The following is a 22371-nucleotide window of genomic DNA, read 5'->3' as shown; positions in this document are numbered from 1 at the left end:
TATGGACGGCTACTGTCACCGGATGGAGGCGGAGATCGTCGGTCATGAGGTGATCGAGCCGTGCTTGCGGTGCGGCGCGTCGAGCCGCGGTGTCGTCACGCAGGCGATCGACGGTGACCGGCTGACCTGGGGAATCACCTCCAGATGCGAAGGGTGTGCGGACGAGGGCGAGGACGACGGCGGCGCGTGGGGCAGGATGCCCGACGATCTGCGTCAGGCACTGATCGCCGGCGTCGGCCTGGCCCGGCTGCGGGCCGACCCCGAGGTCACCCGCCCGCTGCGCCTGCAGGTGCTGAGGATGTTCAGACGGTACGGCGCCTCGATCAGCGAGGCGAGCGACACCTACGACCGGTTGACCGACGCCGGTGTCACCGGCACACCGGCTGAGATGCGCCTGCTCGCCCGCCAGTTGGAAACGGTCGGCACCAGGACTCGACTGGACCTGCCGGCGGAGGACGGCACCGCCGCGCCTTCGGGGTCAGGACCCCGGCGCCTTCCGTAGTTCGCTCCAGCCCGGGCGTGCCGTGGGATGGCCGGGTCGAGTGGGAGGTTGCCGGGCGGTCTGGGCGTGTGGGGCTGAACTGATCTCACCTGTGCCACGGTGGCGTTGTCATCATGACCGGTCGCGGCATCGGGTCGGCGCCGGCCGAAAGCGGGCAGTCAACTCAGCAGTTCCCGTACCAGCGCCTCGCGCCACCACCGCTCGACCTGATCGGGTGTCCAGCCACGTTCGGTGGTGAGCGTGGCGTACACGTCGATGTTGCACATGCCCGCGTAGATGTCGGTCGCCGTCGGCACGTCCAGGTCGGGACGCAGGACGCCGGGCGGCCAGGAGGAGAACACCGACACGCGGGTTTCGTCGGCCCGCGTACGGCCGTCGCGGTACAGCGCCGCCAGCTCCGGCTCGGTGCGGCCAGCTTCGCGCAGCAGCGTGATGACGTCGCCGGCACGCTCGTAAAGGCGCCGGTCGAAGCCGACCATGGCGGCCAACTGCCGGCGAGGATCCTTCTCGGCGGCCTCCAGCTCGGCGAGTTGCAGCGGCACGTCCGCCGACAGGTCGGCCGCGTCGGCCAGCGCCCGGGTCAGGCCCGCCTTGTTGCCGTACACCGCGTAGACCGTCGGCACCGAGACCCCGGCCTCCCGCGCGACGTCGCGCACGGTGGTGGCCGCCCAGCCCTGCTCGACGAAGAGCCGGCGCGCGGCGCGGGCAACGTCCGCCCGTGTCTCCAGGGCTTGCGCCGTACGACGCAGCGAGTCGTAGCGACGCCGGCCGGGTGGTGCCTCCATGCAGTGCACCCTAGCCGCACCGCGGTCCCGGGCCTCGTCACCGGCGCTCCCCTCACCACCCTATTCTCTTTACGGCGCCTATAATGAATATTGGAGCCGTCAGCTTGGAACTCCCCACCTACCGAAAGGCAGTACGTGAAGCTCGTCATCTTCGGCGCCAACGGGCCCACCGGACGACTCGCCACCGCCCAGGCACTCACCGAAGGCCACACCGTCACCGCGATCACCCGGCAACCGGAGGCCTTTCCCCTCAGCGATCCGGCGCTGGAGGTGGTGAAGGCGGACGCCCTGAACCCGGCGGCGGTCGATCACGTCGTGGCCGGCCACGACGCCGTGATCTCGACACTTGGTGTCCACTACGGCTCCACGGCCACGACCACGTTCTCCGAGTCGGCCACGAACATCGTCGCGGCCATGACCACACACCACATCCGGCGCCTGGTCTGCGTCACCTCGACCGGCGTGCCGATGAAACCCCCGCCCGGCGAGACCCTCGTCTACCGCAAGGTGATCGTGCCGATGCTGCTCAGGATGGGGCGCCCGTTGTACGAGGACGCCGGCCGCATGGAGGACACGGTGGCCCGCAGCGACCTCGACTGGACCGTCATCCGCCCGTCCGGGCTGTTCAACGGTCCCGCGGTCACCGACTACACCGTCGGCCCGCCACAGATGGTGGGCCGGTTCACCTCGCGTCGCGACCTCGCCGACGCACTGATCCGCGAGACCGTCGACAACCGCAACGTCCGATCCATCGTCGAGGTCATCACCACGCAGGGAACCCCGGGTGTCTACCGCGTCTTCCTCAAGGAGGCCCTCCGCATCGGCAACGCATGACGTGCACGCCGACCGCCCACTCCCACGGCGGGCCGCGGCAGCCCTGCCCGGCGTCGGGCAGGGCTGCCGCGGTTCACATGGGTCCGGCCGACGTCAGGAACTCGTGAGGATGACGAGTTGCCGGGTCGCCCGGGTCATCGCCACGTAGCGGTCCACCGCTCCCTCGATGCCCTCGCCGAACGACTGCGGATCGACGAGGACGACCAGGTCGAACTCGAGCCCCTTCGACAGTTCCGGGGTCAACGACCGGACCCGGGAGGTGGCCCGGAACGTCGGGTCCCCGATGACACAGGCGGTCCCTTCGGCGTGCGCGGCGAGCCAGGTGTCGAGAATCGAGCCCAGATCAGAAGCAGATCCGTGTACGACGGGGACGTCGCCGTCGCGGATCGAGGTCGGTACGTTGGCGTCCGGCAGCACGGCCCGGATGACCGGCTCGGCCTGTGCCATGACCTCTTTCGGCGTCCGGTAGTTGATGGTCAGCGAGGCCAGGTTGATCCGGTCGAGTCCGATCCGCTCGAGCCGTTCCCGCCACGACTCCGTGAACCCGTGCCTGGCCTGGGCCCGGTCCCCGACGATGGTGAAGCTCCGCGACGGACACCGCAGGAGCAGCATCTGCCACTGCGCGTCGGTCAACTCCTGCGCCTCGTCCACGACGATGTGCGCGAACGGGCCGGCGAGCCGGTCCGGCTCGCCGGCGGGCAACGTGGTCTCGTCGACCAGGGCGTCGTGGAAGTCCTCGCCACGAAGCATCGTCACCAGGCCCACACCGTATTCGTCGTCGACGGACTCGATCAGGTCGTCGACGACCCTGGTCATGCGCTCACGCTCGGCGGCGACGGCGGCGCTGTGCCGACGGCGGCGCCGGGACACCTCCGGGTCGCCGAGCCGCTGCCGCGCCGCGTCCAGAAACGGCAGGTCGGACACGGTCCACGCCTGGGCGTCCTGGCGTTGCAGCCGCCGGACGTCGTCGGCACCGAGCCAGGGGGCGCACCGGCGCAGGTAGGCGGGTACCGACCACAGGTCGCCGACCAGGTCGGCGGCTTCGAGCAGCGGCCACGCGCGGTTGAACGCCGTACGCAGTTCGCTGTTGCGCAGCAGCGACCCGCGGACCAGGTCGGGCGATTCGTCGCCGTCGTACCTGTCCACCAGGATCGTGAGCAGTTCCTCCCAGATCTCGTCGCGCGCCTCGTTGTGCGGGGTCCCCGGTGCCGGCGCCTCGAACGCCTCGGCCCAGTCGTCGGCGGTCAGCCGGATGTCGGACTCGTCGGTCGCGATCCTCATCCCGCCGGTCGGCGGCTCCTCGTAGAACCGGACCGCCGCCTCGATCATCGCCACCAGGTCCGCCGACGACTTCAGGCGGGCCACGTCCGGGTCGGTCTCGACCGCCGCGGCGGCTCCCTCGGCGACCAGGTCCCGCAGCGTGCAGGTCTGTACGTCCTCCTCGCCGAGGCTGGGCAGGACGTCGGCGACGTAGGCCAGGTAGGGCTGGTGCGGCCCGACGAACAGCACGCCGCCGCGGCGGCGCCCCAGGCGCGGGTCGGAGTACAGCAGGTATGCGGTGCGGTGCAGGGCGACGACGGTCTTTCCCGTGCCCGGGCCGCCGTCGACGACCAGAGCGCCACTGGATCCGGCCCGGATGATGGCGTCCTGGTCGGCCTGGATGGTGCCGAGCACGTCCCGCATCCGGGCCGAGCGGCTGCCACTGAGGCTGGCGATGAAGGCGGACTGGTCGTCGAGCGCGGCGGCATGCCCGGTGAACTCGTCGGGCACGAACACCTCGTCCCAGTAGTCGGTGATCCGGCCACGGGTCCAGCGGTACCGGCGGCGGCTCGTCAGACCCATCGGGTTGGCGTGGGTCGCGCCGAAGAACGGCTCCGCCGCGGGTGACCGCCAGTCGACCAGCAGCCGGCGGCCCGCGCTGTCGGTGAGGCCGAGCCGTCCGACGTACACGGGCTCCGGGTCGTCCGCCAGGACCATGTGCCCGAGGCACAGATCCAGGCCGAAGCGACGCAGGGTGCGCAGGCGTGCGGTCAGCCGGTGGACCTCCTGGTCCCGGTCCATCGCCGACTGGCCCAGGCCGCCGGGCGCCCTGCGCGCGGCGGCCAGGCGGTCGGACAGGTCGGCGACCGACCGCTCGAGGCTCTCCGCGATCGCCGCGAAATGCCGCTCGTCGGCGGCGACCAGCCCCGGGTCGGCCTTGGCGGAGAGGTGGTCGGGAAGATCGAACGCGCTGGTGGTCGGCGGGTTCATGTCATCAGCTCCGATCGCGGGCCGCCGGGGACCACCGCACACGGCAGGGGGTCCGAACCAAGGTGGGGGTCGTGACGACCGCCCCGCAACCGCACCGTGAGTCACGACAGGACCCGACGCCCCCACGCGACCCGTACGTCGACATCGACACACGCACTTGCCCGCCCCCGCTTTCTCCCGTTCCGGCCTGGTGTTCTGGCCTCGGCCGGCGATTCTGCGGCACAACCCGGGTCTTGCCGCAAGCCCCCCGGTGCGCTATACGTTGAGAGTGGCAGGGAGTAGTCGCACTCCTCTCCGGTTGCCCTGAGACGCCGGTTCCCCGCCAGAAGATGTCACCGGTGGCCGCTAGGGTCCACGCCGTGGATGAGACCTCGACGACCCGGCGGGCCGCGCTCGACTACGTCGATCGGCTGGAAAACCGCGACTGGCCCGGATTGGCCGCGCTGCTCACCGACGATGTCGTCTACGAGATGCCACAGACCCGGGAGCGGGTCCGCGGCAGGGACGCGTTCGTGCGGTTCAACATCGAGTATCCCGGCGACTGGCACCTACGGATACGGCAGTTGGCCGCCGACGACCGGGTCGCCGCCCTACGGCTCGATTTTCGGGTCGGCGCCGAGCAGCAGGACGCGTGCGTCTGGCTCGATGTGTCCGAGCACGGCCTGATCAGCCGGGTCGTCGACTACTGGCCCGAACCGTACGAACCGCCACCGGGCCGGGAACACCTCGTGGAGCGGTGGTAACACCCCACCACCGCCCGCGCCTTCCGCTGACCAGGCCATGGGTGAACGTCGCCGTATCGGTCCCGGCTCTTGACCTCGACCGAACTTGAGCTTCTACGTTCGTCCCACCAACCATCTGTCACCGGAGGCAGCGCACATGACGACGCAGCACGTTCCCGACGCCGAACTCGCCGCTCAACCGGCCGCATACTGGACCGGCGTGGCATACGAGGCCCTCATCGCCTTCACCCGTGCCCGACAGGCCGAGTTCGGCTTCACCCAGCCCCAGTTCTGGCTGCTGCGCAACCTGTCGAAGAACGACATCTCGCCCGATGGCCACGGCATGACGGTCCCCGAACTCGAACACGCGATGCGCACCTACCTCCGGCCCGAGGACGACCTGGTGGCCGAGGCGGACGTCCTTCTGGAACGCGGCTGGCTCACCCGGGACGACGCGAACCGGTTATGGATAACCGAGGCCGGAGACGAGGCCCGTGCCGACCTCAAGAAGCACGCCCCGGCCATCCGCGACCAGATCCACAAGGGAATCGACGATTCCGACTACGTCACGGCCCTGAAGGTGCTCCGGCAGATGATCCGGAACACCGGCGGCCCCACGGCCTGATCGCCCGACCCCACGTCGTCCGCGCTGGTGACGGAGCCAGCCCTCGTGGCACGGCGTCATATCGCCGGCGGCAGCACACCCGGCAGCGGCTCGCGGTGTTCCAGCCATCCGGCCGGAATCCCGCCCGGCCCGGCCCCCGTGTACGACCCGACGATGCCGCCCACGATCGCCGCGGTGGTGTCGACGTCGCCACCGGCCTCGACACACGCCCGGATCGCCGCCGGATAGTCGTCGATCCGGGTGGCGGCGACCCACAACGCGAACGGCACCGTGTCGAAGGCCAGGATCTTCGAGCCGTTGCCGAGTTCGTAGGCGGCCTCGGCCACACCCACGCCCCGCAGTCGCCCGGCCCGGACGATCCCGGTCCGCACCCGGCTGTCGATGAGGTGGGCCAGCACCACCTCGAACAGTTCGTGGGGATCGGGCCGGTGCCGGGTCAGCCGGGCCCATCCGGCCTCGGCGGCGGCGACCGCCACCGCGACCGCACCGAGGACGGCCTCGGGGTGGGTGTGGGTGACCTGCGCCGAACGCATGGCCTGCAGTGCGGCGGTACGGCTGTCCCCGGCGTGGAAGGCACCGAGCGGCGCCACCCGCATAGCCGCTCCGTTGCCCATCGATCCCCGGCCGCCGAAGGCGGCGCCGGCCGCCGTCTGCCAGGTCACACCTTCCTGGAGTTGGCGCAGCAGAACCGCCGTACCTCCGCCGTAGCCACGGTAGGGATCGAAGCGTCCGGCGAAACGTGTGGCCAGTCGGTCCTGGTCGATACCGGCGTGTTCCCGTAACTCGTCGACGATCGAGCAGGCCATCTCGGTGTCGTCGGTCCACGGCCACGGCGGCTCCGGCAGGTACCAGTCGCTCCGTGCGGAAACGCCGCCGCCGGAAAGGAGGAACTGGGCGCCCAGCGCGTCGCCCACCGACAGTCCGTCCAGGCTGTCGTAAGAAAGGTTCAGCATGGTCATGTCCGGCTCATCCTGCCAGACGGTCCAGCACGCCGGCCCGGCTCAGCCGGCCGGCGGGTCGGCGACGATGCGCGCGACGGTACGCCGGCCCATCCGGCTCATCGCCGGATTGGTCCGGTCGTAGTACCAGACCGCTCCCATCGCCTGCACGAAAGCCCACGCCCTGCCGCGTCCCCATTCGAGATCGTCGCAGCCGAGCTGCCGCCGCAGCGTCTGGCGTGGCCCGGGCTCCAGCAGGTGCCAGGCACCGACGAGATCGAGGGCGGGATCGGCCGGGCCGAGGCCGCCCACGTCGAGGACCCCGGCCAGCCGTCCGTCGGCGACCAGGACGTTCCCCGGTATGAGATCACCGTGATTCGTCCGGTCCGCGGACCCGCCCCGGGGCAGCTCCCGCATCGTCGCCCAGAAGCGGCGCAGCGGCGGGACGTCCAGCAGTGCCTCGCTGTGCCGCAGGCAGGTCTCCATCCACTCGTCGTGCACCCACAACTCGCCCCCGCGCCCCTGGCCCTCGAAGGTGCGTCCCCCGGTGTCGATGGCCCGTACGCCCTCGATGAACTCGGCCAGGTCGCGGGCGAACGCGAACGAGTCACCCGGGTCGCGGTCGGTGGCCACCACCCCGGGCAGCCACGTCTGCACCGACCAGGGAAGCGGATAACCGGCGCCGGGTGCACCGATCGCGACCGGCTCCGGAGTGGGAAACCGGGTACGCCCCAACAGTTTCCGGGCCGCTTCCGCTTCCCGTTCCAGCCAGCGCCGCGCCGACCCGACCTCACGGGGCTGGAGCGGGAACCGGACCGTGAGCCGTTCCCCGAGCCGGAAGATGGCGTTGACCGTCCCCTGCGCGGCGACCCGCCTGATCGGCAGGCCGCGCCACCGGGGAAACTGGGCGTCGACCAACTGACGCACCGTCTCGTCGGCGACGCTGATCTGGTCCTCGTGCATCCGCACGACTGGCAGCCTGATAGCCCTCGCCGACAGCCGCAACCCGGTTTCGCCAGGATTCCATCCGCGAGACGCTCCGCGGGGCAGGCCGGTCAACCGCTGCGGAAACGCCCATGTGTGCCAGCCACTTGCAACGGTTGGCCGATCACTGTCGACATCCGCGCTGGACCTGGCCGCTCCGCCGTCTCGTACGTGACGTCCGGTCGGCGGCAGAGCCGGGACGGTGTCCTGCGTCGATCAGTTCGACGTGAAGTTCCACCGAGTGGGCAGAGCGCTGTCACACAGGGCGCAGGTGAAGTCGTTGTCCCGCACGACGTTGCGCGCGCCGCAGGCCGGGCAGCACCGGAAGATGACCTTGTCGGTGAAGTCATCGCGATGCTCGACGCCGATACGGTCGAGCGCGCTGCCACGCGAATCCAGGCGCATCGCACGACGCCTGTTGATCATCGTTATTCAGGTATGGAGATCAAGCACCTGACGGAATCGGGCCGGGGCAGGGTCTGGCAGGAAGCACCTGCGCCCCTCACGCATTCCGCCACTCACGGAGCGGACACGCCGATCGACACAAGCGCATGCCGCGCGCGCCGCCTCCGTGTCTCTGACCGTGCCGCTGGATCTGCGGTGGAGAAGCCGATACGGATGGCGTTGCTAGGCATCATCCGACAGAAGGTGAAGCATGGTTTCGATGCGTGCCGCCAGGATAGCGCCGATGTCGCCCTCGACCCGCACGCTGATAACGGCACATCGCCGAGCCGGGCGGCTCGACCCGCTCGGACGCGGTGGCCGCAGCGGCACACCAGCACGGCATCACCGTGACCCGCACCGGACTACGACTCTTTCGCCACTGACCCCGCAGCACGATCCCCACCTGCAAGACGGTCAGGCGAACAACGTGGCACCCGAACTCGTCCTCCTGCGGCTTTGACATCGGTGTGAGCGGCTTGCCGCCCGCCTCCTTGACAACTTTTCTTGTCGGTGCGAGGGTCGAGCCGACCGGCACACCTGACCAGCGAGGAGCGCACCGCGATGACCCGCGAGTTCGAGATCCGCCAGGACGTACCCCTCGACGCGACACCGGAGCAGGTGTGGGAGGCGGTCGCGACCGGTCCCGGCATCACCTCGTGGCTGATGCCGTACGAGGTCGAGCCCCGCGCGGGCGGCCGGGTCACGGTGGAACTCGGCGGCGAGCGCGAGGACTCGACGGTGACCGCGTGGGAGCCGCCGTACCGCTTCGCGTTCCGGGGGCCGGCGGCCGAGGACGGCTCGGTCGAGGCGATGGAGTTTCTCATCGAGAGCCGCGACGGCGGTGCCACCGTGCTGCGTTTCGTACACAGTGGACTGGCCAGTCCCGACTGGGGCGACGAGTTCGAGGCGCAGTCGGCGGCCGGCTGGGACATGTACCTGCACACCCTGGTCCAGTACCTGACGCACTTCACCGGCCGCACCGCGACGTTCGTCTATGGAGAGAGCCCGAAGACGTCGGACCCGGCCGGCCCGCTGGCCGTGGTGCGGCGGGCGCTCGGCGTACCCGACACCGTGGCGGCGGGCGACCGGGTGCGCGTCGACCCGGCCGGGCTACCGCCGATCGACGGTGTCGCCGACTACGCGACGCCCGACATGCTCGGGATCCGTACGACCGACGCCCTCTACCGCTTCCACGGCCACCCCGAGACGGTACGGGCCGGCCACCACCTCTTCGCCCCCGTCCAGAAAGCCGAGAAAGCCTGGCAGGACTGGCTGAACCAAGCCATCTCCTGACCCGCCTCCCCTCCCCCTCCCCACATCCCCCACCCCACATCCCCCGCGATCTTGCACTTGTCGCCGGGCAAAAGCCGCAAAGGGAGGAGACAAGTGCAAGATCGCGGGGACACACCGGGGAAGTCGCGGGGGCAACGCAGGGTCAGGTGAGGGGGTCGCAGACGTTCTCGCGGTCGCCGATGCCGACCGCGAGCCGGCGGGTGCCGTCGGCGTCGAACGAGATGACGTGCAGCCCGTCAAGGATGTAGTAGCCCTTCGGCAGGCCGTCGCCGGCCCGGAAACCGAAGCCGGCCGGGCCGACGATCGTGTACCACGCGTAGCTGCCGTCGGGCCGGTACTCGGCCGCCCCGGAACCACCGGCATCACGGCGTACCGACGCTCCGGTGTCGGCGTTGACGAAGTCGACCGTCAGCGGCCCGGCGAACTCTTCCCGCTTGACGGCACCGTCGGGGTGGCGGGCGAGCACCCGGACCCGGATGTCCTGGGAGACCACGCGCACCTCCAGCGGGAAGGAGCAGTACCGGCCGGCCGGCGCGGTCCACTCCTCCTGGATCCACGGCCGCCAGGGTTCGGGCCGGTGGCCGGTCCAGCCGGCAGCCTTGGTGGCGGCCGTGACGGACGCGGGCGCGGGCGCGGGAGCGGCGGCGGCCGGAGCGGCGGGGACCAGGGCAAGGGCGGCAACGACGAGAGCCCCGACGAGGGCCCGACGTTCGAGAACCATACGACCACCTAACCAGTAGACGCGGATTAACCGGTGTTTGGCAGATTACTGGTTGATCGCCGCACGTCAAGGCATAATGACGGCGTGCACTGGGTCGAGGTCGACGGTTACCCGATGCCCGTCCTGCTCGGCGGGCACCCGGCCCTGGACTTCTGCAACACCTGGGCCGGCTGGGACACACCCCCGACCCCCGACCAGCCTCCGACGCCTGACGCTCCCCCGACACCCGACCGGCCGGACCAGGATTGGCTCGGCGACTTCGACCGGCTGGCGGTGTGGGCCGGCCACGCCGGGCTCCTCTCCCCCGACACCGTGCGCCGGCTGCGCGACGCCGGGCACCTCGACCCCGCCGGCGCCCGTCAAGCCGTCGACGACGCCCGGCGGCTGCGGTCCGCGCTGCACGACGTACTGCTCGACCCGACCGACGAGGCGGCGTTCCGGCATGTCGCGGCGCAGGCCCGGCGGGCCGCCGGCCACGCGGTGCTGGAGAACGGGCCGGACGGCGTCGCCCGCTGGACGCTGCCCGCCGACACCGGCCCCGCCCTGCCGGTCCTCGCCGCCGCCCGCGCCGGCGCCGACCTGCTGTCCACGCCGGAGCGTACCCGGATCCGGGCCTGCCCCGGCGAGATGTGCGGCTGGCTGTTCCTCGACCCGCGCGGCCGGCGCCGCTGGTGCAGCATGGCCGCCTGCGGCAACCGGGCCAAGGTACGCGCGTACGCCAGCCGGCACCGGCCGGGCTGACCCGGAACGGCACCGGCCGGCGGACGGGGGGTGTCAGACGGCGCGACGCATGGCGCGGGTGCCGACGGCCAGCCCGAGCCCGGCGACCGCGACCGCCGCGAGCACGCCCCACAGCACCGTCACCGAGGCGATCTCACCAGCGAACAGGACCCGCTCGGCGTCCACCACGTACGTCAGCGGGTTGAGCCGGGACAGCGTCGCCAGCCAGCCCGGCCCGGAGTCGACCGGCAGCAGCATCCCGGCCAGCAGCAGCAACGGGAACAGCAGCGTCTGCTGCACCGTCCAGAACAGCCACTCCTGGTTCTTCGACGCGAGCGCCAGCGTGTACGACAGCGCGCCGAGCCCGACGCAGAACAGCGCGAGGATCAGCAGGCCGAGCAGCGCACCGGCCGGGTGCAGCTCGAACCCGAACGGCACGGTCACCGCGACGATGATCAGCGCCTGGACGAGCACCGGCACGATCTCCTTCAGCGCCCGGCCGATGAGCAGCGCCGGCCGGCGCAGCGGCGCGACGAGCATCCGCTCGTGCGAGCCGGTCTGGATCTCGAAGAGCAGGTTGGAGCCGGTCATCGAGGTGCCGAACAGGCAGCACATGACGACGATGCCGGGCACGAACCACTGCAACGCCGAGCCCTCGCCGGCGCCGACGGCGTCCGGCAGCAGCGGGGCGAACAGGGCGAGGAAAACGAGCGGCTGGACCATGCCGAAGATCGCCGAGAACGGGTTGCGCAGCACCGGGCGAAGTTCCCGGCTGAAAACGGTGACGGTGTCGGTGACCAGGCTGCCGTTCATCGGTTGCTCTCCTGTTCGGTGCCGGCGATGCCGCCTTCACGCAGGCTGCGGCCGGTGAGGTTGAGGAAGACGTCGTCGAGGGTGGGCCGGGCGACGTCGGCGCGGACCACGTCGACGCCGTCGTCGGCGAGCGCCCGTAACAGGCCGGGCAGCAGGCCGGGGCCGTCCGGCACCCGGACCGTGGCGGTGTCGCCGATCTGCTCGACCGCGGCACCCGCCGGTCCGGCGAGGGCGGCCCGGCCGGCCGGACCACCGGCGCGGGCGGCGACCTCGCGGGCGCGTACGGCCGCCCGCCGAGCGGCGTCCGGGTCGGCGCAGACCAGGGTGACCCGGTCCCCGGCCAGGTCGGCCTTGAGCCGGGCCGGGGTGTCGTCGGCGATCACGCGGCCGTTGTCGACCACGATGACGCGTTCGGCCATCGAGTCGGCCTCGTCGAGGTAGTGCGTCGTCAGCACCACCGTCGTGCCGTGGTCGGCACGCAGCTTGCGGATGTGGTCCTGGAGGTTGGCCCGGTTCTGCGGGTCGAGCCCGGTCGACGGCTCGTCGAGGAAGAGCAGCTCGGGAGCGTGGATCAGCCCCATCGCGATGTCCAGCCGGCGTCGCTGGCCGCCGGACAGCGACGAGACGACCCGGTCGGCGACGGCGGCCAGGTCGAGGGTGGTGATCAGGTCGGCGGCACGGGTGCGGGCGTCGGTCCGGCTCAGCCCGTAGCAGCGGCCCTGGTTGATCAGCTCGTCGCGGCCGCGCTGGCTGTGGCCGGCGCCGTTGCCCTGGCCGACGTACCCGATCCGGCGGCGGACCCCGCGCGGGTCGGTCGTGATGTCGTGGCCGGCGACCCGGGCCGTGCCGGACGTCGGCGGGATCAGGGTGGTGAGCATCCGCAGGGTGGTGGACTTACCGGCGCCGTTGGGGCCGAGCAGCGCCACCAGTTCGCCGGTACCGACCGTCAGGTCGATGCCGCGTACGGCTTCGACGGTCGTCTTCCTCACGGTGAAGTGCCTGGTCAGGCCCTTCGCCTCGATCATCGTCGTGGTCATGTCCACCACGCTAGAATCGATTCCGGCCAGAACCTGACCTCAATGCGCGGGAACCTCGATCCATGGCGAACACAAGCACCCGGATGCTGCAACTGCTGTCGCTGTTGCAGACCCACCGCTACTGGCCCGGCAGCGAACTCGCCGGCCGGCTCTCGGTCAGCGAACGCACCCTGCGCCGCGACGTCGACCGGCTGCGTGAACTCGGCTATCCCGTCGACGCCGCCCGGGGCGTCGCCGGCGGCTACCAGCTACAGGCCGGCGCCGCGCTGCCGCCGCTGCTTCTCGACGACGAGGAGGCGGTCGCCATCGCGGTCGGGCTGCGCACCGCCGCCGGCGGCGCCGTCGCCGGCATCGCCGAAACCTCGGTACGGGCCCTCGCCAAGGTGGTGCAGGTGATGCCACCCCGGCTGCGGCGCCGGGTCGACGCACTGCACACGTACACCGAACCGGCCCTGACCGGCGGCGGCCCGACCGTCGACGCGACCACCCTGACCCTGATCGCGCAGGCGTGCCGCGACGACGAGCGGTTGGCGTTCGACTACACCAGCCGCGACGGCGCCCCGACCACCCGGCTCGTCGAGCCGCACCGGCTCGTGTCGTACGGCCGGCGCTGGTACCTGGTCGCGTTCGACGTCGAACGCCACGACTGGCGTACGTTCCGGGTCGACCGCCTGTCGGCGGCCCGGACCACCGGCGCCCGGTTCCGCCCCCGCGACCTGCCGGCGGCCGACGCCGCCGAGTTCGTCCGCACCGGCCTGTCGTCGATCCCGACCCGCCACCGGGTACGGATCCGCGTCGAGGCCGGCACCGACCACGTGGCCCGGGTCGTCGGCCGGTGGGCGGAGGTCGAGGCCGACGGCGAGGGGAGCGTGGTGACCATGCACGTCGACGAGTTCGACTGGCCGGTGCTGCTGCTCGCCGCGATCGGGGCCGAGTTCGAGGTGCTCGAACCGGCCGAGTTCCGCGAGCACCTGGGCCGGATCGGCCGGCTCTTCATCGGGGCCGCTGGCAGGGCCTAGCTACGGTTGCGCCGTGTTCGTCGAGAATCATGCGGTGAAACCCCGGCAGGTCATCTGCGTACTCGGGACCGGACCGGACTTCGACCTGGTCGAGAAACTGGTCGCCGAGGTCGGCGGACCGGGCTTCAGCCTGGACCGGGAGTTCGCCATGACGACGCCCGACCCCCGGATGCTCCAGTCGTTCGAGTCCTGCCTGACCAACGCCACCTTCAGCGCCACCGACCGGCAGGCGGTGTCCGGCCACGACTCCGTCGCCTACATCCTGTCGCCACCGATGGGCGACAAGGACATGTCGTTCCTCGTCGCGGCCCGGATGCTGGCCCTCACCGCGGCGCTGCTGCGGGCCGGCGCCACCGCCGTGAAATGCGAGAGCAGCGGCCTGACCCACGGCCGGGACCGCTGGCTGGAACTGGCCGACCTCGCCGCCGGCGCCCCGTCGCTCGCCGACCTGACCACGGTCCTCTATTACGCCTGGGTGAAACGGCCGCTGTCGGACGACGACCGCATGTACACCTGCGGGATGCACCTGCTCGGCGAACCGGACGTCGAGATCGAGGCGGACGGGCTCGCCGATCCGGACCGGCTCGACGACTGGGTCGAGTTGATCGACGGCCTGGCCGTCTACCTGCTGACCGAGGTCAGGGCCGCGGACATCCGCAGCGGTGAGGGCTTCCGGCTCGCCCCCGAGGCACCACGCTGGATCCTGACCAGACGCGCCTGCCACCGGTACGCCGACGACGACTTCTTCTACAACCCGTACGGCTACTGGCTTATGACGCCGGGGTGAGCCCCGCCGCCCGCGCTACCCGTGCAGGAGCGCGCCGAGCAGGCAGCCGAAGGCGGCGACCGACGCGACCGTACGCACCAGGTTCCAGCGGACCCACCGCGCCTCGAACGCGACCCGGACCGGGCCGGGATCGGCCGGCTCGCCGACCGCGTCGAGCTGGTTGTTCAGCGGCACGTTGACCGCACCGGTGACCCCGAGCGTCACCGCGTGGCAGGCGACCGCCGCCACGATCCACCACAGGGCCGGCCCGCCGGTGCCCCAGAACAGGACGACGGCGACGATCGCCAGCAGCGGCGCGCCGCCGAAGCTCAGCGCGAACCAGCCGTTCAGGATCGCCACGTTGATGTTCCGCATGGCCTCGACGAAGGTGCGGTCGTCGGTGCGGCGCAGCCCCGGCATGACCGAGCAGGCGTACGCGTAGAACAGCCCGCCGAGCAGGCCGGCCGTGCCGGTCGCCGCCACGAGTACGGCCGTACGCAGTGCCCCCATCGTCTCTCCCCCGTTCCGGTCCGGCCGGCCCGGCCGGTGTCACCGCAAGCCGTCGTCGTTGATCTGGGCGCCAGCCACCTTATCCGCCGCCCGTTCGGTGGTTTCCGCCCAGATCAACTCCGTCACGACGGGACACCGTTCATTGCGGAAGGGCCAGGCGTGCCTGCCACGTCACACCGTCGCTGGTGATGCTGGCACCGTCCTGGTCGGCGATCCAGACCAGGCCCGGCAGGCCACCGATGTTGCCGGGCTCCACGGCCGGCCCCCGCACGAAGTGCCGTCCGCCGTCTCGGCTCACCCACACGTACCCGTCCGCCAGGTCGGCGTCGGCGACGAGCAGGACCCGACCGGCACCGACCGCGAACGGGCGCAGGGCCTGCGACGCCGGCAGGTCCGTGGCCACCTCCGTCCAGGTGTCACCACCATCGGAGGTTCGGAAGATCATGGCGTACGGGCCGATGCCGTCTCTCGGGTTGACCAGCAGATAGGCCACCTCGGCGCTCTCCGCCGCCAGCCCGACCAGGGAGGGCGGCGTGTCGCCGGTGAACGGCTCCGGCAGGGTCGCCGGCTGCCAGGTCGCCCCACGGTCGACGCTGCGCGCCACCACCGACGGTCGGTCGATGTCCCCCGGCCAGTAGGCGGTCCACAGCGCTCCGTCCGTGGTCTCGTACATCTCGTGCAGCGGGAACGGCGACGGCGACTCGCCCCGCAGGCGGAAGACCGCTCCGTTGTCCGGATCGACAGCCAGTGGTTGGCGCAGCCCGAAACAGCCCCCCTGGCAGTTCACCGGATCCGCACTTGTCGGGAAGGAGTCGACGGCGGTGATCACCGAGTCCGCTTCCCGCCAGGTCCGCCCCGCGTCCGTCGAAAGATAGGACCGGTCGTCCACGCTCACCAGGTACGTCCGCACGCTGAGCGGCTGGTACCTGAGGTCGGCGGCGTGCCGCCCCTCGGCGTCCCCGCGACACGGCTGTTCGTACGACAGCGGGCGAAACTCGGACCAGGTGACGCCCAGGTCATCGGTGTATCCGAACTCGACGACGCAGTCCGCCGTCTGCCTGACCCCGACCGCCGACGTCTCGTCGAGCACGAACAACTGGGTGATGCCCGGCACCGGCGACGGCTCCTCGGAGCCGTCCGGGCCGCCGACCTGGCTCCCGATCATCGGGCCGCCCGCCACCGCACCCAGTACGGCGACCAGGGCCAGGGCCACTCCCGAAGAGCGACGCTGCCGACGGCGGGCCACCACCCGGTACAGATCGTCCAGCGGCGGCTGCCGGACGGCCTCCTTCACCGCATCGGCGTCGAACCCGGAAAACTCACGATCGGACATCGGCACTCCTGGCGTAGACGGGTTCCTCAAGATCGAGAGCAAGAGCGCGCCGGCCCCTGGACAGCCGCGACTTGACCGTGCCGACGGAGACACCGAGCGCGTCGGCGACCTCCTCGATCGGCAGATCGACCAGGTAGTGCAGGGCAAGCGCATCCCGCTGCCCCCGTGGCAGCCGGCGCATCGCCGCCATGAGCGCGACATGGTCCGGTCCGACGTCGGCGACAACCGGTGGCGGACCGATCCGGCGGAGAAGCCCGTCGAGAACCCGACGCCGCCGGTAACGGCTGCGGGCGACGTTGACCGCCACCCGGCGCAGCCACGCCTCGGGATTGTCCAACCGCTCGAAACGCCGCGGCGCCGCCAGCGCCCGGACGAACGCCTCCTGCACCGCCTCCTGCGCCTCGGTCAGGTCGCCCGTCACCGCGTAGAGCTGAACGACCAGACGCCGGAAACACCCGGCGTACACCTCGCCGACAACGTCATCCACGGACACCTCCCTCTCCACCAGTCCCACTACCGGGCCGATCGAAAGGTTCCATCCGTCGCTGGCACGTTCGCTACGGTGGTCGCGCACCGCCGAGCGCCGGCCGCCGGGGTGCGGCCGAGCGTGAGGTGACGCGTACTCGCAGCAAACTGCCAGCTTCGACTGTCATCATTACGACGGATGGCCACCTAACGACCGGCCACCTGACCACCGGAGCAGCAGATGTCGATCGTCCAGAAGATCCGCACGTTCCTGTCCAGCCCGCAGGGGCGGAAGCTGACCTCCCAGGCCCAGCAGCAGCTCTCCAAGCCGGAAAACCAGCAGAAGCTGCGTAACCTCGCCAGCCGCTTCAAGCGGCGCTGATTTTCTGGCCCTCGCTTCGCTCGGGCGGCTCGCTCCGCATCGCGCCGCCTGAATGCACCGTCTTCACCCTGCGGGCATGACGGCTTCGCCGCATGTCCTCGGGCTCCAGACGGTGCGGCGGCGCTCGGTCGACTCGCGACTTGGGTTGCGGCCCTGTGCCGCGCGTCGCTTGGTTCGTCGGATGGCTGCGGCTTGTGCCGCCGGGTCGGTCAGTGGGCGGCGACCGGTGCCACCGCCGGGACTTCGGTGACCAGGCGGGCGGGGCGGACGATCAGCAGCAGGGCGGCCAGCGCCAGCACCATGCTGGCGGCGACCACGGCCGCCATGGCGCCGCCACCGGTACCGATCGCGCCGACCATGGGCGCGGCGACCGCACCGACACCGAACTGGGCGGAGCCGAGCAGCGCGGCGGCGGTGCCGGCCGCCTCGCCGTGCCGGCTCATCGCCAGGGCCGCCGCGTTGGGGTTGATCAGCGCGACGGTGGCCAGCACACCCCACAGCGGCACCAGGATGGCGGGCAGTCCACCGAATCCGGTGACCGCGAACAGCAGCAGGAACAGGGCGCACAGCGCCCCGGCCACCACGGAGGCGGCCAGGATCCGCGCCGGCCGGAAGTAGCGCAGCAGCACCACGTTGACCTGGCTGGCGGCGACCAGCCCGATCGCGCCGAGGCCGAAGACGACGGCGAAGCCCTGTTCGCTCATCCCGTACTGCTCCTGGAAGACGAACGACGACCCGGAGACGTACGCGAACACGGCCGCCATCGCCAGGCCGGTGACCAGGACCAGGCCGACGAAGACCCGGTCGCGCAGCAACGAGCGGTACGCCCGGGCGGTGCCGGCGATCCCGCCACGGCGGCGACGCTCGGGCGGCAGCGTCTCCGGCAGCCCGAACGCGGTCACCGCGAGCAGGATGACGCTGATGCCGGCCAGGGCGACGAACACGCCCCGCCAGTCGGTCCACCGCAGCACCTCGCCGCCGAGGGTCGGGGCGAGGACCGGGGCGACCCCCATGACGAGCATCAGGCGGGACAGCACCCGGGCCACCCCCAGGCCACTGAACAGGTCCCGTACGACGGCCATGGCGACGACGGCGGCGGCCGACACGGCCAGCCCCTGCACCACCCGCAGCGCGCCGAGGACCGTGACGTTCGGCGCCACCGCGCAGAGCAGGGACGCGAGTACGTGCACGACCGCGCCGGCGAGCAGCGGGCGGCGGCGGCCGACGGCGTCGGAGAGCGGGCCGATGAGCAACTGACCGAGCGCGACACCGGCGAGCGTGCCGGTGAGGGTGAGCTGGACCGCGGCGGCGTTGGTGAGCAGGTCTTCGGTGATCGCGGGCAGCGCCGGCAGGTACATGTCGATGGTGAGCGGGCCCACCGCGATCAGCGAGCCGAGCACCAGCACCGTCTTAACCCGCTGCCACGACGTCATCAGGTCGCCCGGCATCGCCGGTGCGGGGGGCGCCGATTCACGGCTGTCGACCGAGGTCATGGCTGTCTTCCGTCCGGGTGGCGGCAATGGGTGGGAACACGTCCCACCGTCCACCAAGACCGGCTCCCGGTGGATCATTCCCGCCCGGCGCAACGGTGGGCCGGCTCACACCCCGACCACCGGCGACAGCCGCCGCCGTTTCCTCCCGGGCCCGACGGGCGCCGGGCGCGGGATCAGCGGGCGGCGAGGGTACGGGCGGCTCCCGTCACCGCGTCGACGCCGATGCCGGCGGCGTCCATGAGCTGGGCCGTCGTGCCCGAGGTGGGCAGGCCGCGGACCGCGAGGTGACTCATCCGGATCGGCTCGCCGAGGTCGGCGAGCGCCTCCAGGATGGCGGCGCCGATGCCGCCCTGCGGGTAGTGGTCCTCGACCACGACGAGCCGGCCGCCGGTGATCCGTACCGCCTCGACCAGGGCGTCCCGGTCGATGGGCTTGACGGAGTAGAGGTCGATGACGCGGGCGGCGATGCCGTCGGCGGCCAGCCGGTCGGCGGCGGCCAGGCAGTTGTGCACGGTGACGCCGGCACCGATGAGCGCGACCTGGTCGCCGGGGCCGCCGCGCAACTGCTTGCTGCCGCCGATCGGGAAGGTGTCGCCGTTGTCGTACAGGACCGGGTAGGAGCCGCGGGTGGTGCGCACGTAGCTGACGCCGGGCAGGTCCACGGTCTGCGCGACGAGCGCCGCGCAGGAGACCGCGTCGCTGGGGTAGAGCACGGTCGAGCCGTAGACGGCCCGCAGCGCGGCGATGTCCTCCAGCGCCATCTGCGACGGGCCGTCGGCGCCGATCTCGACGCCGGCGTGGGAGCCGGCGAGCTTGATCTCGGCGCCGGAGATGCCGGCCATCCGGATGAAGTCGTACGCCCGGGACAGGAACGCGGCGAAGGTGGCGGCGAACGGCCGGTAGCCGCGTACCTGGAGGCCGACGGCGGCGCCGACCAGCTGCTGCTCGGCGATGTAGATCTCGAAGAACCGGTCCGGGAAGGCGTCGGCGAACGCCTCGGTGCGGGTGGAGTCGCTGACCTCGCCGTCGAGTACGACGACGTCGGGGCGGGCGGCCAGTGCCAGCAGCGCCTCCCCGTACGCCTTGCGGGTGGCGACCTTGGCGCCGCGCTGGTAGCGGGGCAGGTCGGGGGCGGGGCCGCGGGCGGGGGTGGTCACGGCGGGCTGGCCGGGTGCCGGCATCGGCGCGGCGACGGTGATCGACCGTACGCCGCCGAGGGCGGTGACGGCGCGGTCGGCGATATCGGCCGGGAGGGCCTTGCCGTGCCAGCCGGGCTTGTCCTCGACGTCGGGTACGCCCCGGCCCTTGATCGTGCGGGAGAGCAGCACGGTCGGGCCGGTGGCGGTACGGGCGGTGCGCAGGGCGTCGTCGATCGAGGTCAGGTCGTGGCCGTCGACGACGATCGCACGGCAGCCGAACGCCTCGGCGCGCCGGCGGTAGGTGTCGAGGTCCCATTCGAGTTCGGTGGTCCCCCGCTGGCCGTACCGGTTGATGTCGACGATCGCGGTCAGGTTGCGCAGCCCGTAGTGGCCGGCCTTGTCGAGTGCCTCCCAGATCGAGCCCTCGGCGGTCTCGCTGTCGCCGCAGAGCACCCAGACGTGGTACGGCAGCTTGTCGAGGCGCAGGCCGGCGAGCGCGATGCCGACGCCGGCCGGCAGGCCCTGGCCCAGCGAGCCGGTGGCGACGTCGACCCACGGCAGTGCCGGGGTCGGATGGCCCTGCAGCCGCGACCCGAATTTGCGGTACGTCCCGACGAGTTCGTCGTCGCTGATCACGCCGGCGGCCTTGAAGACGGAGTACAGCAGCGGGGAGGCGTGCCCCTTGGAGAAGATCAGGTGGTCGTTGGTGGGGGCCTTCGGGGCGGACCAGTCGTAGCGGAGGTGCCGGGCGAGCAGGACGGCGAGCAGGTCGGCCGCCGACAGGCTGGACGTCGGGTGACCGGAGCCGGCCGCGCTGCTGCTGCGGATCGAGTCGACCCTGAGTTGGGCGGCGAGGTCGCGTAGGGCGACGAGTTCGCTGTCGGGCAGGATCCGGGTCGTTTCGGTGGTCATGCACGCCTCCAACCGCCGGCGGTCGCCGAGTACCGGGACTCCCCACCGGGCCGGCCGACAAACCCGGAAGGCGGGGCCGCCACTACCCGACACGGCTGTCTGGTGGCGGCGGACCGCCCACTGACAAACTCACGACCGTCGATCAGTTGCGGACCTCGGCAGCGGCGAGCAGCGCCGCCCGCGCGTGCCCCGGTGTTGCCCCACCCAGCCAGGAAGGCAGCCCACGATGCTGCGAAGAGCGCTTCTGGTGTCGGCCACGATCTGCGGATTCCTCGTCGCCGGAGTCACCCCCGCCCAGGCCGCCGACGGCGGCTGGCGGATCAACCGCGGCCCGGCGACGCAGGTGTGCGGCACGACGGTCGTGTCGTCGTACGCCAACAGCACCCAGGCTCCGGTCCAGTACAGCCGGACGACGACCACGACCTCGAAGGTGACGATCAGCGCCTCGATCAGCGGGGGCGTGGGAGTGGTCGAATCCGAGATCAGCTACACCAACGAGCAGACCGTCTCCCTCAGCGAGCAGATCAGCCTGACGATCCCGGCGCGCACCGTTCTCAACCTCACCGTCCGCTACACGCAGACGCCCTGGACGTTGTCCTACTCCGGATTCTTCGGGACCAGCCACGGAACAGCCGTCAGCAGGGTTCCGGTGGGACTGTGCATCACCACGATCACCGCGCCCACGCCGCCTCCGCCGTGATCCGGCCGCCGGCGGCGGACCGGCGTCAGGCGGCGCGCAGGCGGCCCGCGAGGGCACGACCGAGCGCGTCCCCGGAGGCCCACGCGGTGGGCACACCGGGCCTGCCGAACGCGTCGCCGGCGAGACCGACCAACTCGTCGTCGAGGTGGTACGCCCCGTCGTCGCCGCCGGGCTCCGGCCGGGCGTACGCCCACCGGTGCACGTACGTGCCGACGGCCGCCCCGGGCAGCTCCAGCAGGTCGCGTACGGCGGCGGCGACCGGTGGTCCGGCGGCGGCCGGGTCGGCGAGGTGCTCGCGGGCGAACCCGGCGGTGGTGTGCGCGACCAGCACCGGGGCGCCATCGCCGCGCCGGTCTCCGTCGTCGCAGACGGTGGCGAGCACCGGGTGCCCGTTGACGAACGCCCCGGCGAAGCCGGCCCAGGTCCGGGCCGGGTAGCGCAGCACGACGGCGAGTGCCGGCAGCCAGCGCCGCGCGGCGGCGGCCCGGGCGGCGGTCGCGAGGGCGGGGTCGAGCAGCCGGGCCGCCTGCGGGCCGGGCATCGCCAGCACGACCGCCTCGGCGGGAGCGCCGTCGACCGTCGGCCCCGGCCCGACCCGGGTCACGGTGCGGCCGGTGGTCACGCCGGCGGGCAGCCCCGCCGCCAGTTCCTCGGGGAGGGAGCGCAGGCCGGCGGGGGCCGCCCACCGCACCGGGCCGGTGGTGTCGTGGCGGCCGTCGGGGTCGTACACGGCGAAGGTGTCGGTCCAGCTCCGCGCGAGCCCGGCGGCCCGCCAGCGTTCGGCGACCGCCGCGAAGGCGGGGTCGCCGGTGGTGAAGTAGGCGGCGCCGAGGTCCACGGGCCTGCCGTCGAGCCGCCGGGTGGCCATCCGGCCGCCGGTGACCCGGGCCCGGTCGAGCACCTCGACGGGTATGCCGGCCGCGGCCAGCGCGCCCGCGCAGGCCAGCCCGCTGATCCCGGCGCCCACCACGACGACCGTCACCC

The 22371-nt window shown here is 71.9% G+C and carries 24 protein-coding genes; 10 read left to right on the top strand and 14 right to left on the bottom strand.

Annotated elements, in window-relative coordinates:
- The first annotated feature begins 22 nt into the window (after window positions 1-22).
- A complete protein-coding gene (locus AB0I42_RS27580) occupies window positions 23-502 on the top strand; it encodes a hypothetical protein (RefSeq protein ID WP_357541575.1) in 480 nt (159 codons plus the stop codon).
- Between the two features lie 158 nt (window positions 503-660).
- On the opposite strand, the gene AB0I42_RS27575 is transcribed toward AB0I42_RS27580, so the two are convergent.
- A complete protein-coding gene (locus AB0I42_RS27575) occupies window positions 661-1287 on the bottom strand; it encodes a TetR family transcriptional regulator (protein WP_357541573.1) in 627 nt (208 codons plus the stop codon).
- Window positions 1288-1422: 135 nt separating this feature from the next.
- On the opposite strand from AB0I42_RS27575, the gene AB0I42_RS27570 reads away from it, so the two are divergent.
- Window positions 1423-2121 (top strand): SDR family oxidoreductase, encoded by a 699-nt coding sequence (locus tag AB0I42_RS27570; RefSeq protein WP_357541571.1) that lies wholly within the window; start codon window positions 1423-1425, stop codon window positions 2119-2121.
- Between the two features lie 93 nt (window positions 2122-2214).
- Here the strand turns inward: AB0I42_RS27570 and helR are convergent, their stop codons facing one another.
- Complete coding sequence (gene helR / locus AB0I42_RS27565) at window positions 2215-4371, bottom strand: RNA polymerase recycling motor ATPase HelR (protein ID WP_357541569.1); 2157 nt, start codon at window positions 4369-4371, stop codon at window positions 2215-2217.
- Window positions 4372-4700: 329 nt separating this feature from the next.
- On the opposite strand from helR, the gene AB0I42_RS27560 reads away from it, so the two are divergent.
- A complete protein-coding gene (locus AB0I42_RS27560; protein ID WP_357541567.1) occupies window positions 4701-5114 on the top strand; it encodes a nuclear transport factor 2 family protein in 414 nt (137 codons plus the stop codon).
- Window positions 5115-5250: 136 nt separating this feature from the next.
- Window positions 5251-5718, top strand: coding sequence for a MarR family winged helix-turn-helix transcriptional regulator (locus tag AB0I42_RS27555; protein ID WP_357541565.1), 468 nt, complete (start codon window positions 5251-5253; stop codon window positions 5716-5718).
- Between the two features lie 56 nt (window positions 5719-5774).
- Here the strand turns inward: AB0I42_RS27555 and AB0I42_RS27550 are convergent, their stop codons facing one another.
- The 3 genes from AB0I42_RS27550 to AB0I42_RS27540 all read right to left on the bottom strand — a co-directional run bounded on the left by AB0I42_RS27550 (window position 5775) and on the right by AB0I42_RS27540 (window position 8066).
- On the bottom strand, window positions 5775-6677 hold the full coding sequence (locus AB0I42_RS27550) for an ADP-ribosylglycohydrolase family protein (RefSeq protein ID WP_357541563.1): 903 nt from the start codon (window positions 6675-6677) through the stop codon (window positions 5775-5777).
- Between the two features lie 42 nt (window positions 6678-6719).
- Window positions 6720-7619 (bottom strand): aminoglycoside phosphotransferase family protein, encoded by a 900-nt coding sequence (locus tag AB0I42_RS27545; RefSeq protein ID WP_357541617.1) that lies wholly within the window; start codon window positions 7617-7619, stop codon window positions 6720-6722.
- A gap of 237 nt (window positions 7620-7856) precedes the next feature.
- Window positions 7857-8066, bottom strand: a complete 210-nt coding sequence (locus AB0I42_RS27540; protein WP_357541561.1) for a hypothetical protein — start codon at window positions 8064-8066, stop codon at window positions 7857-7859.
- 579 nt (window positions 8067-8645) lie between these two features.
- Between AB0I42_RS27540 and AB0I42_RS27535 the strand changes: the two genes are divergently transcribed.
- A complete protein-coding gene (locus tag AB0I42_RS27535) occupies window positions 8646-9377 on the top strand; it encodes an SRPBCC domain-containing protein (RefSeq protein WP_357541559.1) in 732 nt (243 codons plus the stop codon).
- A gap of 142 nt (window positions 9378-9519) precedes the next feature.
- Here AB0I42_RS27535 and AB0I42_RS27530 read toward each other — a convergent pair whose 3' ends face one another.
- Entirely contained in the window at window positions 9520-10098 is a 579-nt protein-coding gene (locus AB0I42_RS27530; RefSeq protein ID WP_357541557.1) for a hypothetical protein, read from the bottom strand.
- An 84-nt stretch (window positions 10099-10182) separates the two neighbouring features.
- On the opposite strand from AB0I42_RS27530, the gene AB0I42_RS27525 reads away from it, so the two are divergent.
- Complete coding sequence (locus tag AB0I42_RS27525) at window positions 10183-10839, top strand: CGNR zinc finger domain-containing protein (protein WP_357541555.1); 657 nt, start codon at window positions 10183-10185, stop codon at window positions 10837-10839.
- Window positions 10840-10872: 33 nt separating this feature from the next.
- On the opposite strand, the gene AB0I42_RS27520 is transcribed toward AB0I42_RS27525, so the two are convergent.
- Both AB0I42_RS27520 and AB0I42_RS27515 read right to left on the bottom strand, forming a co-directional pair.
- Window positions 10873-11631, bottom strand: coding sequence for an ABC transporter permease (locus tag AB0I42_RS27520; protein ID WP_357541553.1), 759 nt, complete (start codon window positions 11629-11631; stop codon window positions 10873-10875).
- On the bottom strand, window positions 11628-12656 hold the full coding sequence (locus tag AB0I42_RS27515) for an ATP-binding cassette domain-containing protein (protein WP_357541615.1): 1029 nt from the start codon (window positions 12654-12656) through the stop codon (window positions 11628-11630). The genes AB0I42_RS27520 and AB0I42_RS27515 overlap by 4 nt, the downstream gene beginning before the upstream one ends.
- Window positions 12657-12730: 74 nt before the next feature.
- Between AB0I42_RS27515 and AB0I42_RS27510 the strand changes: the two genes are divergently transcribed.
- A complete protein-coding gene (locus AB0I42_RS27510; RefSeq protein ID WP_357541551.1) occupies window positions 12731-13687 on the top strand; it encodes a YafY family protein in 957 nt (318 codons plus the stop codon).
- 34 nt (window positions 13688-13721) lie between these two features.
- Window positions 13722-14474, top strand: a complete 753-nt coding sequence (locus AB0I42_RS27505) for a hypothetical protein (protein WP_357541549.1) — start codon at window positions 13722-13724, stop codon at window positions 14472-14474.
- Window positions 14475-14489: 15 nt separating this feature from the next.
- Here the strand turns inward: AB0I42_RS27505 and AB0I42_RS27500 are convergent, their stop codons facing one another.
- From AB0I42_RS27500 to AB0I42_RS27490, 3 genes are all read right to left on the bottom strand, one after another.
- On the bottom strand, window positions 14490-14963 hold the full coding sequence (locus AB0I42_RS27500) for an anthrone oxygenase family protein (protein WP_357541547.1): 474 nt from the start codon (window positions 14961-14963) through the stop codon (window positions 14490-14492).
- Between the two features lie 139 nt (window positions 14964-15102).
- Entirely contained in the window at window positions 15103-16296 is a 1194-nt protein-coding gene (locus AB0I42_RS27495; protein ID WP_357541545.1) for a sialidase family protein, read from the bottom strand.
- Window positions 16283-16783, bottom strand: a complete 501-nt coding sequence (locus AB0I42_RS27490; protein WP_357541543.1) for a SigE family RNA polymerase sigma factor — start codon at window positions 16781-16783, stop codon at window positions 16283-16285. Before AB0I42_RS27490 ends, AB0I42_RS27495 begins: the two co-directional genes overlap by 14 nt.
- Window positions 16784-17002: 219 nt before the next feature.
- On the opposite strand from AB0I42_RS27490, the gene AB0I42_RS27485 reads away from it, so the two are divergent.
- Window positions 17003-17143 carry a hypothetical protein gene (locus AB0I42_RS27485; RefSeq protein WP_357541541.1) on the top strand — a complete coding sequence of 47 codons (141 nt, stop codon included), beginning with the start codon at window positions 17003-17005 and terminating at the stop codon, window positions 17141-17143.
- 209 nt (window positions 17144-17352) lie between these two features.
- Here the strand turns inward: AB0I42_RS27485 and AB0I42_RS27480 are convergent, their stop codons facing one another.
- Entirely contained in the window at window positions 17353-18636 is a 1284-nt protein-coding gene (locus tag AB0I42_RS27480; protein WP_357541539.1) for a multidrug effflux MFS transporter, read from the bottom strand.
- 173 nt (window positions 18637-18809) lie between these two features.
- Window positions 18810-20687: a transketolase gene (locus tag AB0I42_RS27475; RefSeq protein WP_357541537.1), complete on the bottom strand. Its 1878-nt coding sequence runs from the start codon at window positions 20685-20687 to the stop codon at window positions 18810-18812.
- Between the two features lie 226 nt (window positions 20688-20913).
- Between AB0I42_RS27475 and AB0I42_RS27470 the strand changes: the two genes are divergently transcribed.
- Window positions 20914-21387, top strand: coding sequence for a hypothetical protein (locus tag AB0I42_RS27470; protein ID WP_357541535.1), 474 nt, complete (start codon window positions 20914-20916; stop codon window positions 21385-21387).
- 25 nt (window positions 21388-21412) lie between these two features.
- Here AB0I42_RS27470 and AB0I42_RS27465 read toward each other — a convergent pair whose 3' ends face one another.
- Window positions 21413-22369 (bottom strand): FAD-dependent oxidoreductase, encoded by a 957-nt coding sequence (locus tag AB0I42_RS27465; protein ID WP_357541533.1) that lies wholly within the window; start codon window positions 22367-22369, stop codon window positions 21413-21415.
- Between the last annotated feature and the right edge of the window lie 2 nt (window positions 22370-22371).

This window comes from Polymorphospora sp. NPDC050346 (genome assembly GCF_040655695.1).
Lineage (GTDB): Bacteria > Actinomycetota > Actinomycetes > Mycobacteriales > Micromonosporaceae > Polymorphospora > Polymorphospora lycopeni.
Note: the sequence above shows the minus strand (reverse complement) of the source record. Positions and strands in the feature narration are given on the sequence as shown.

Excerpts from the sequence above, each read along its gene's own strand:
- AB0I42_RS27580 (WP_357541575.1), top strand. The coding sequence starts at position 23 with ATGGAGGCGGAGATCGTCGGTCATGAGGTGATCGAGCCGTGCTTGCGG.
- AB0I42_RS27575 (WP_357541573.1), bottom strand. The coding sequence starts at position 1,287 with ATGGAGGCACCACCCGGCCGGCGTCGCTACGACTCGCTGCGTCGTACG.
- helR (WP_357541569.1), bottom strand. The coding sequence starts at position 4,371 with ATGAACCCGCCGACCACCAGCGCGTTCGATCTTCCCGACCACCTCTCC.
- AB0I42_RS27560 (WP_357541567.1), top strand. The coding sequence starts at position 4,701 with ATGTCACCGGTGGCCGCTAGGGTCCACGCCGTGGATGAGACCTCGACG.
- AB0I42_RS27555 (WP_357541565.1), top strand. The coding sequence starts at position 5,251 with ATGACGACGCAGCACGTTCCCGACGCCGAACTCGCCGCTCAACCGGCC.
- AB0I42_RS27550 (WP_357541563.1), bottom strand. The coding sequence starts at position 6,677 with ATGACCATGCTGAACCTTTCTTACGACAGCCTGGACGGACTGTCGGTG.
- AB0I42_RS27545 (WP_357541617.1), bottom strand. The coding sequence starts at position 7,619 with ATGCACGAGGACCAGATCAGCGTCGCCGACGAGACGGTGCGTCAGTTG.
- AB0I42_RS27540 (WP_357541561.1), bottom strand. The coding sequence starts at position 8,066 with ATGATCAACAGGCGTCGTGCGATGCGCCTGGATTCGCGTGGCAGCGCG.
- AB0I42_RS27535 (WP_357541559.1), top strand. The coding sequence starts at position 8,646 with ATGACCCGCGAGTTCGAGATCCGCCAGGACGTACCCCTCGACGCGACA.
- AB0I42_RS27530 (WP_357541557.1), bottom strand. The coding sequence starts at position 10,098 with ATGGTTCTCGAACGTCGGGCCCTCGTCGGGGCTCTCGTCGTTGCCGCC.
- AB0I42_RS27520 (WP_357541553.1), bottom strand. The coding sequence starts at position 11,631 with ATGAACGGCAGCCTGGTCACCGACACCGTCACCGTTTTCAGCCGGGAA.
- AB0I42_RS27515 (WP_357541615.1), bottom strand. The coding sequence starts at position 12,656 with ATGATCGAGGCGAAGGGCCTGACCAGGCACTTCACCGTGAGGAAGACG.
- AB0I42_RS27510 (WP_357541551.1), top strand. The coding sequence starts at position 12,731 with ATGGCGAACACAAGCACCCGGATGCTGCAACTGCTGTCGCTGTTGCAG.
- AB0I42_RS27500 (WP_357541547.1), bottom strand. The coding sequence starts at position 14,963 with ATGGGGGCACTGCGTACGGCCGTACTCGTGGCGGCGACCGGCACGGCC.
- AB0I42_RS27495 (WP_357541545.1), bottom strand. The coding sequence starts at position 16,296 with ATGTCCGATCGTGAGTTTTCCGGGTTCGACGCCGATGCGGTGAAGGAG.
- AB0I42_RS27485 (WP_357541541.1), top strand. The coding sequence starts at position 17,003 with ATGTCGATCGTCCAGAAGATCCGCACGTTCCTGTCCAGCCCGCAGGGG.
- AB0I42_RS27480 (WP_357541539.1), bottom strand. The coding sequence starts at position 18,636 with ATGACCTCGGTCGACAGCCGTGAATCGGCGCCCCCCGCACCGGCGATG.
- AB0I42_RS27475 (WP_357541537.1), bottom strand. The coding sequence starts at position 20,687 with ATGACCACCGAAACGACCCGGATCCTGCCCGACAGCGAACTCGTCGCC.
- AB0I42_RS27470 (WP_357541535.1), top strand. The coding sequence starts at position 20,914 with ATGCTGCGAAGAGCGCTTCTGGTGTCGGCCACGATCTGCGGATTCCTC.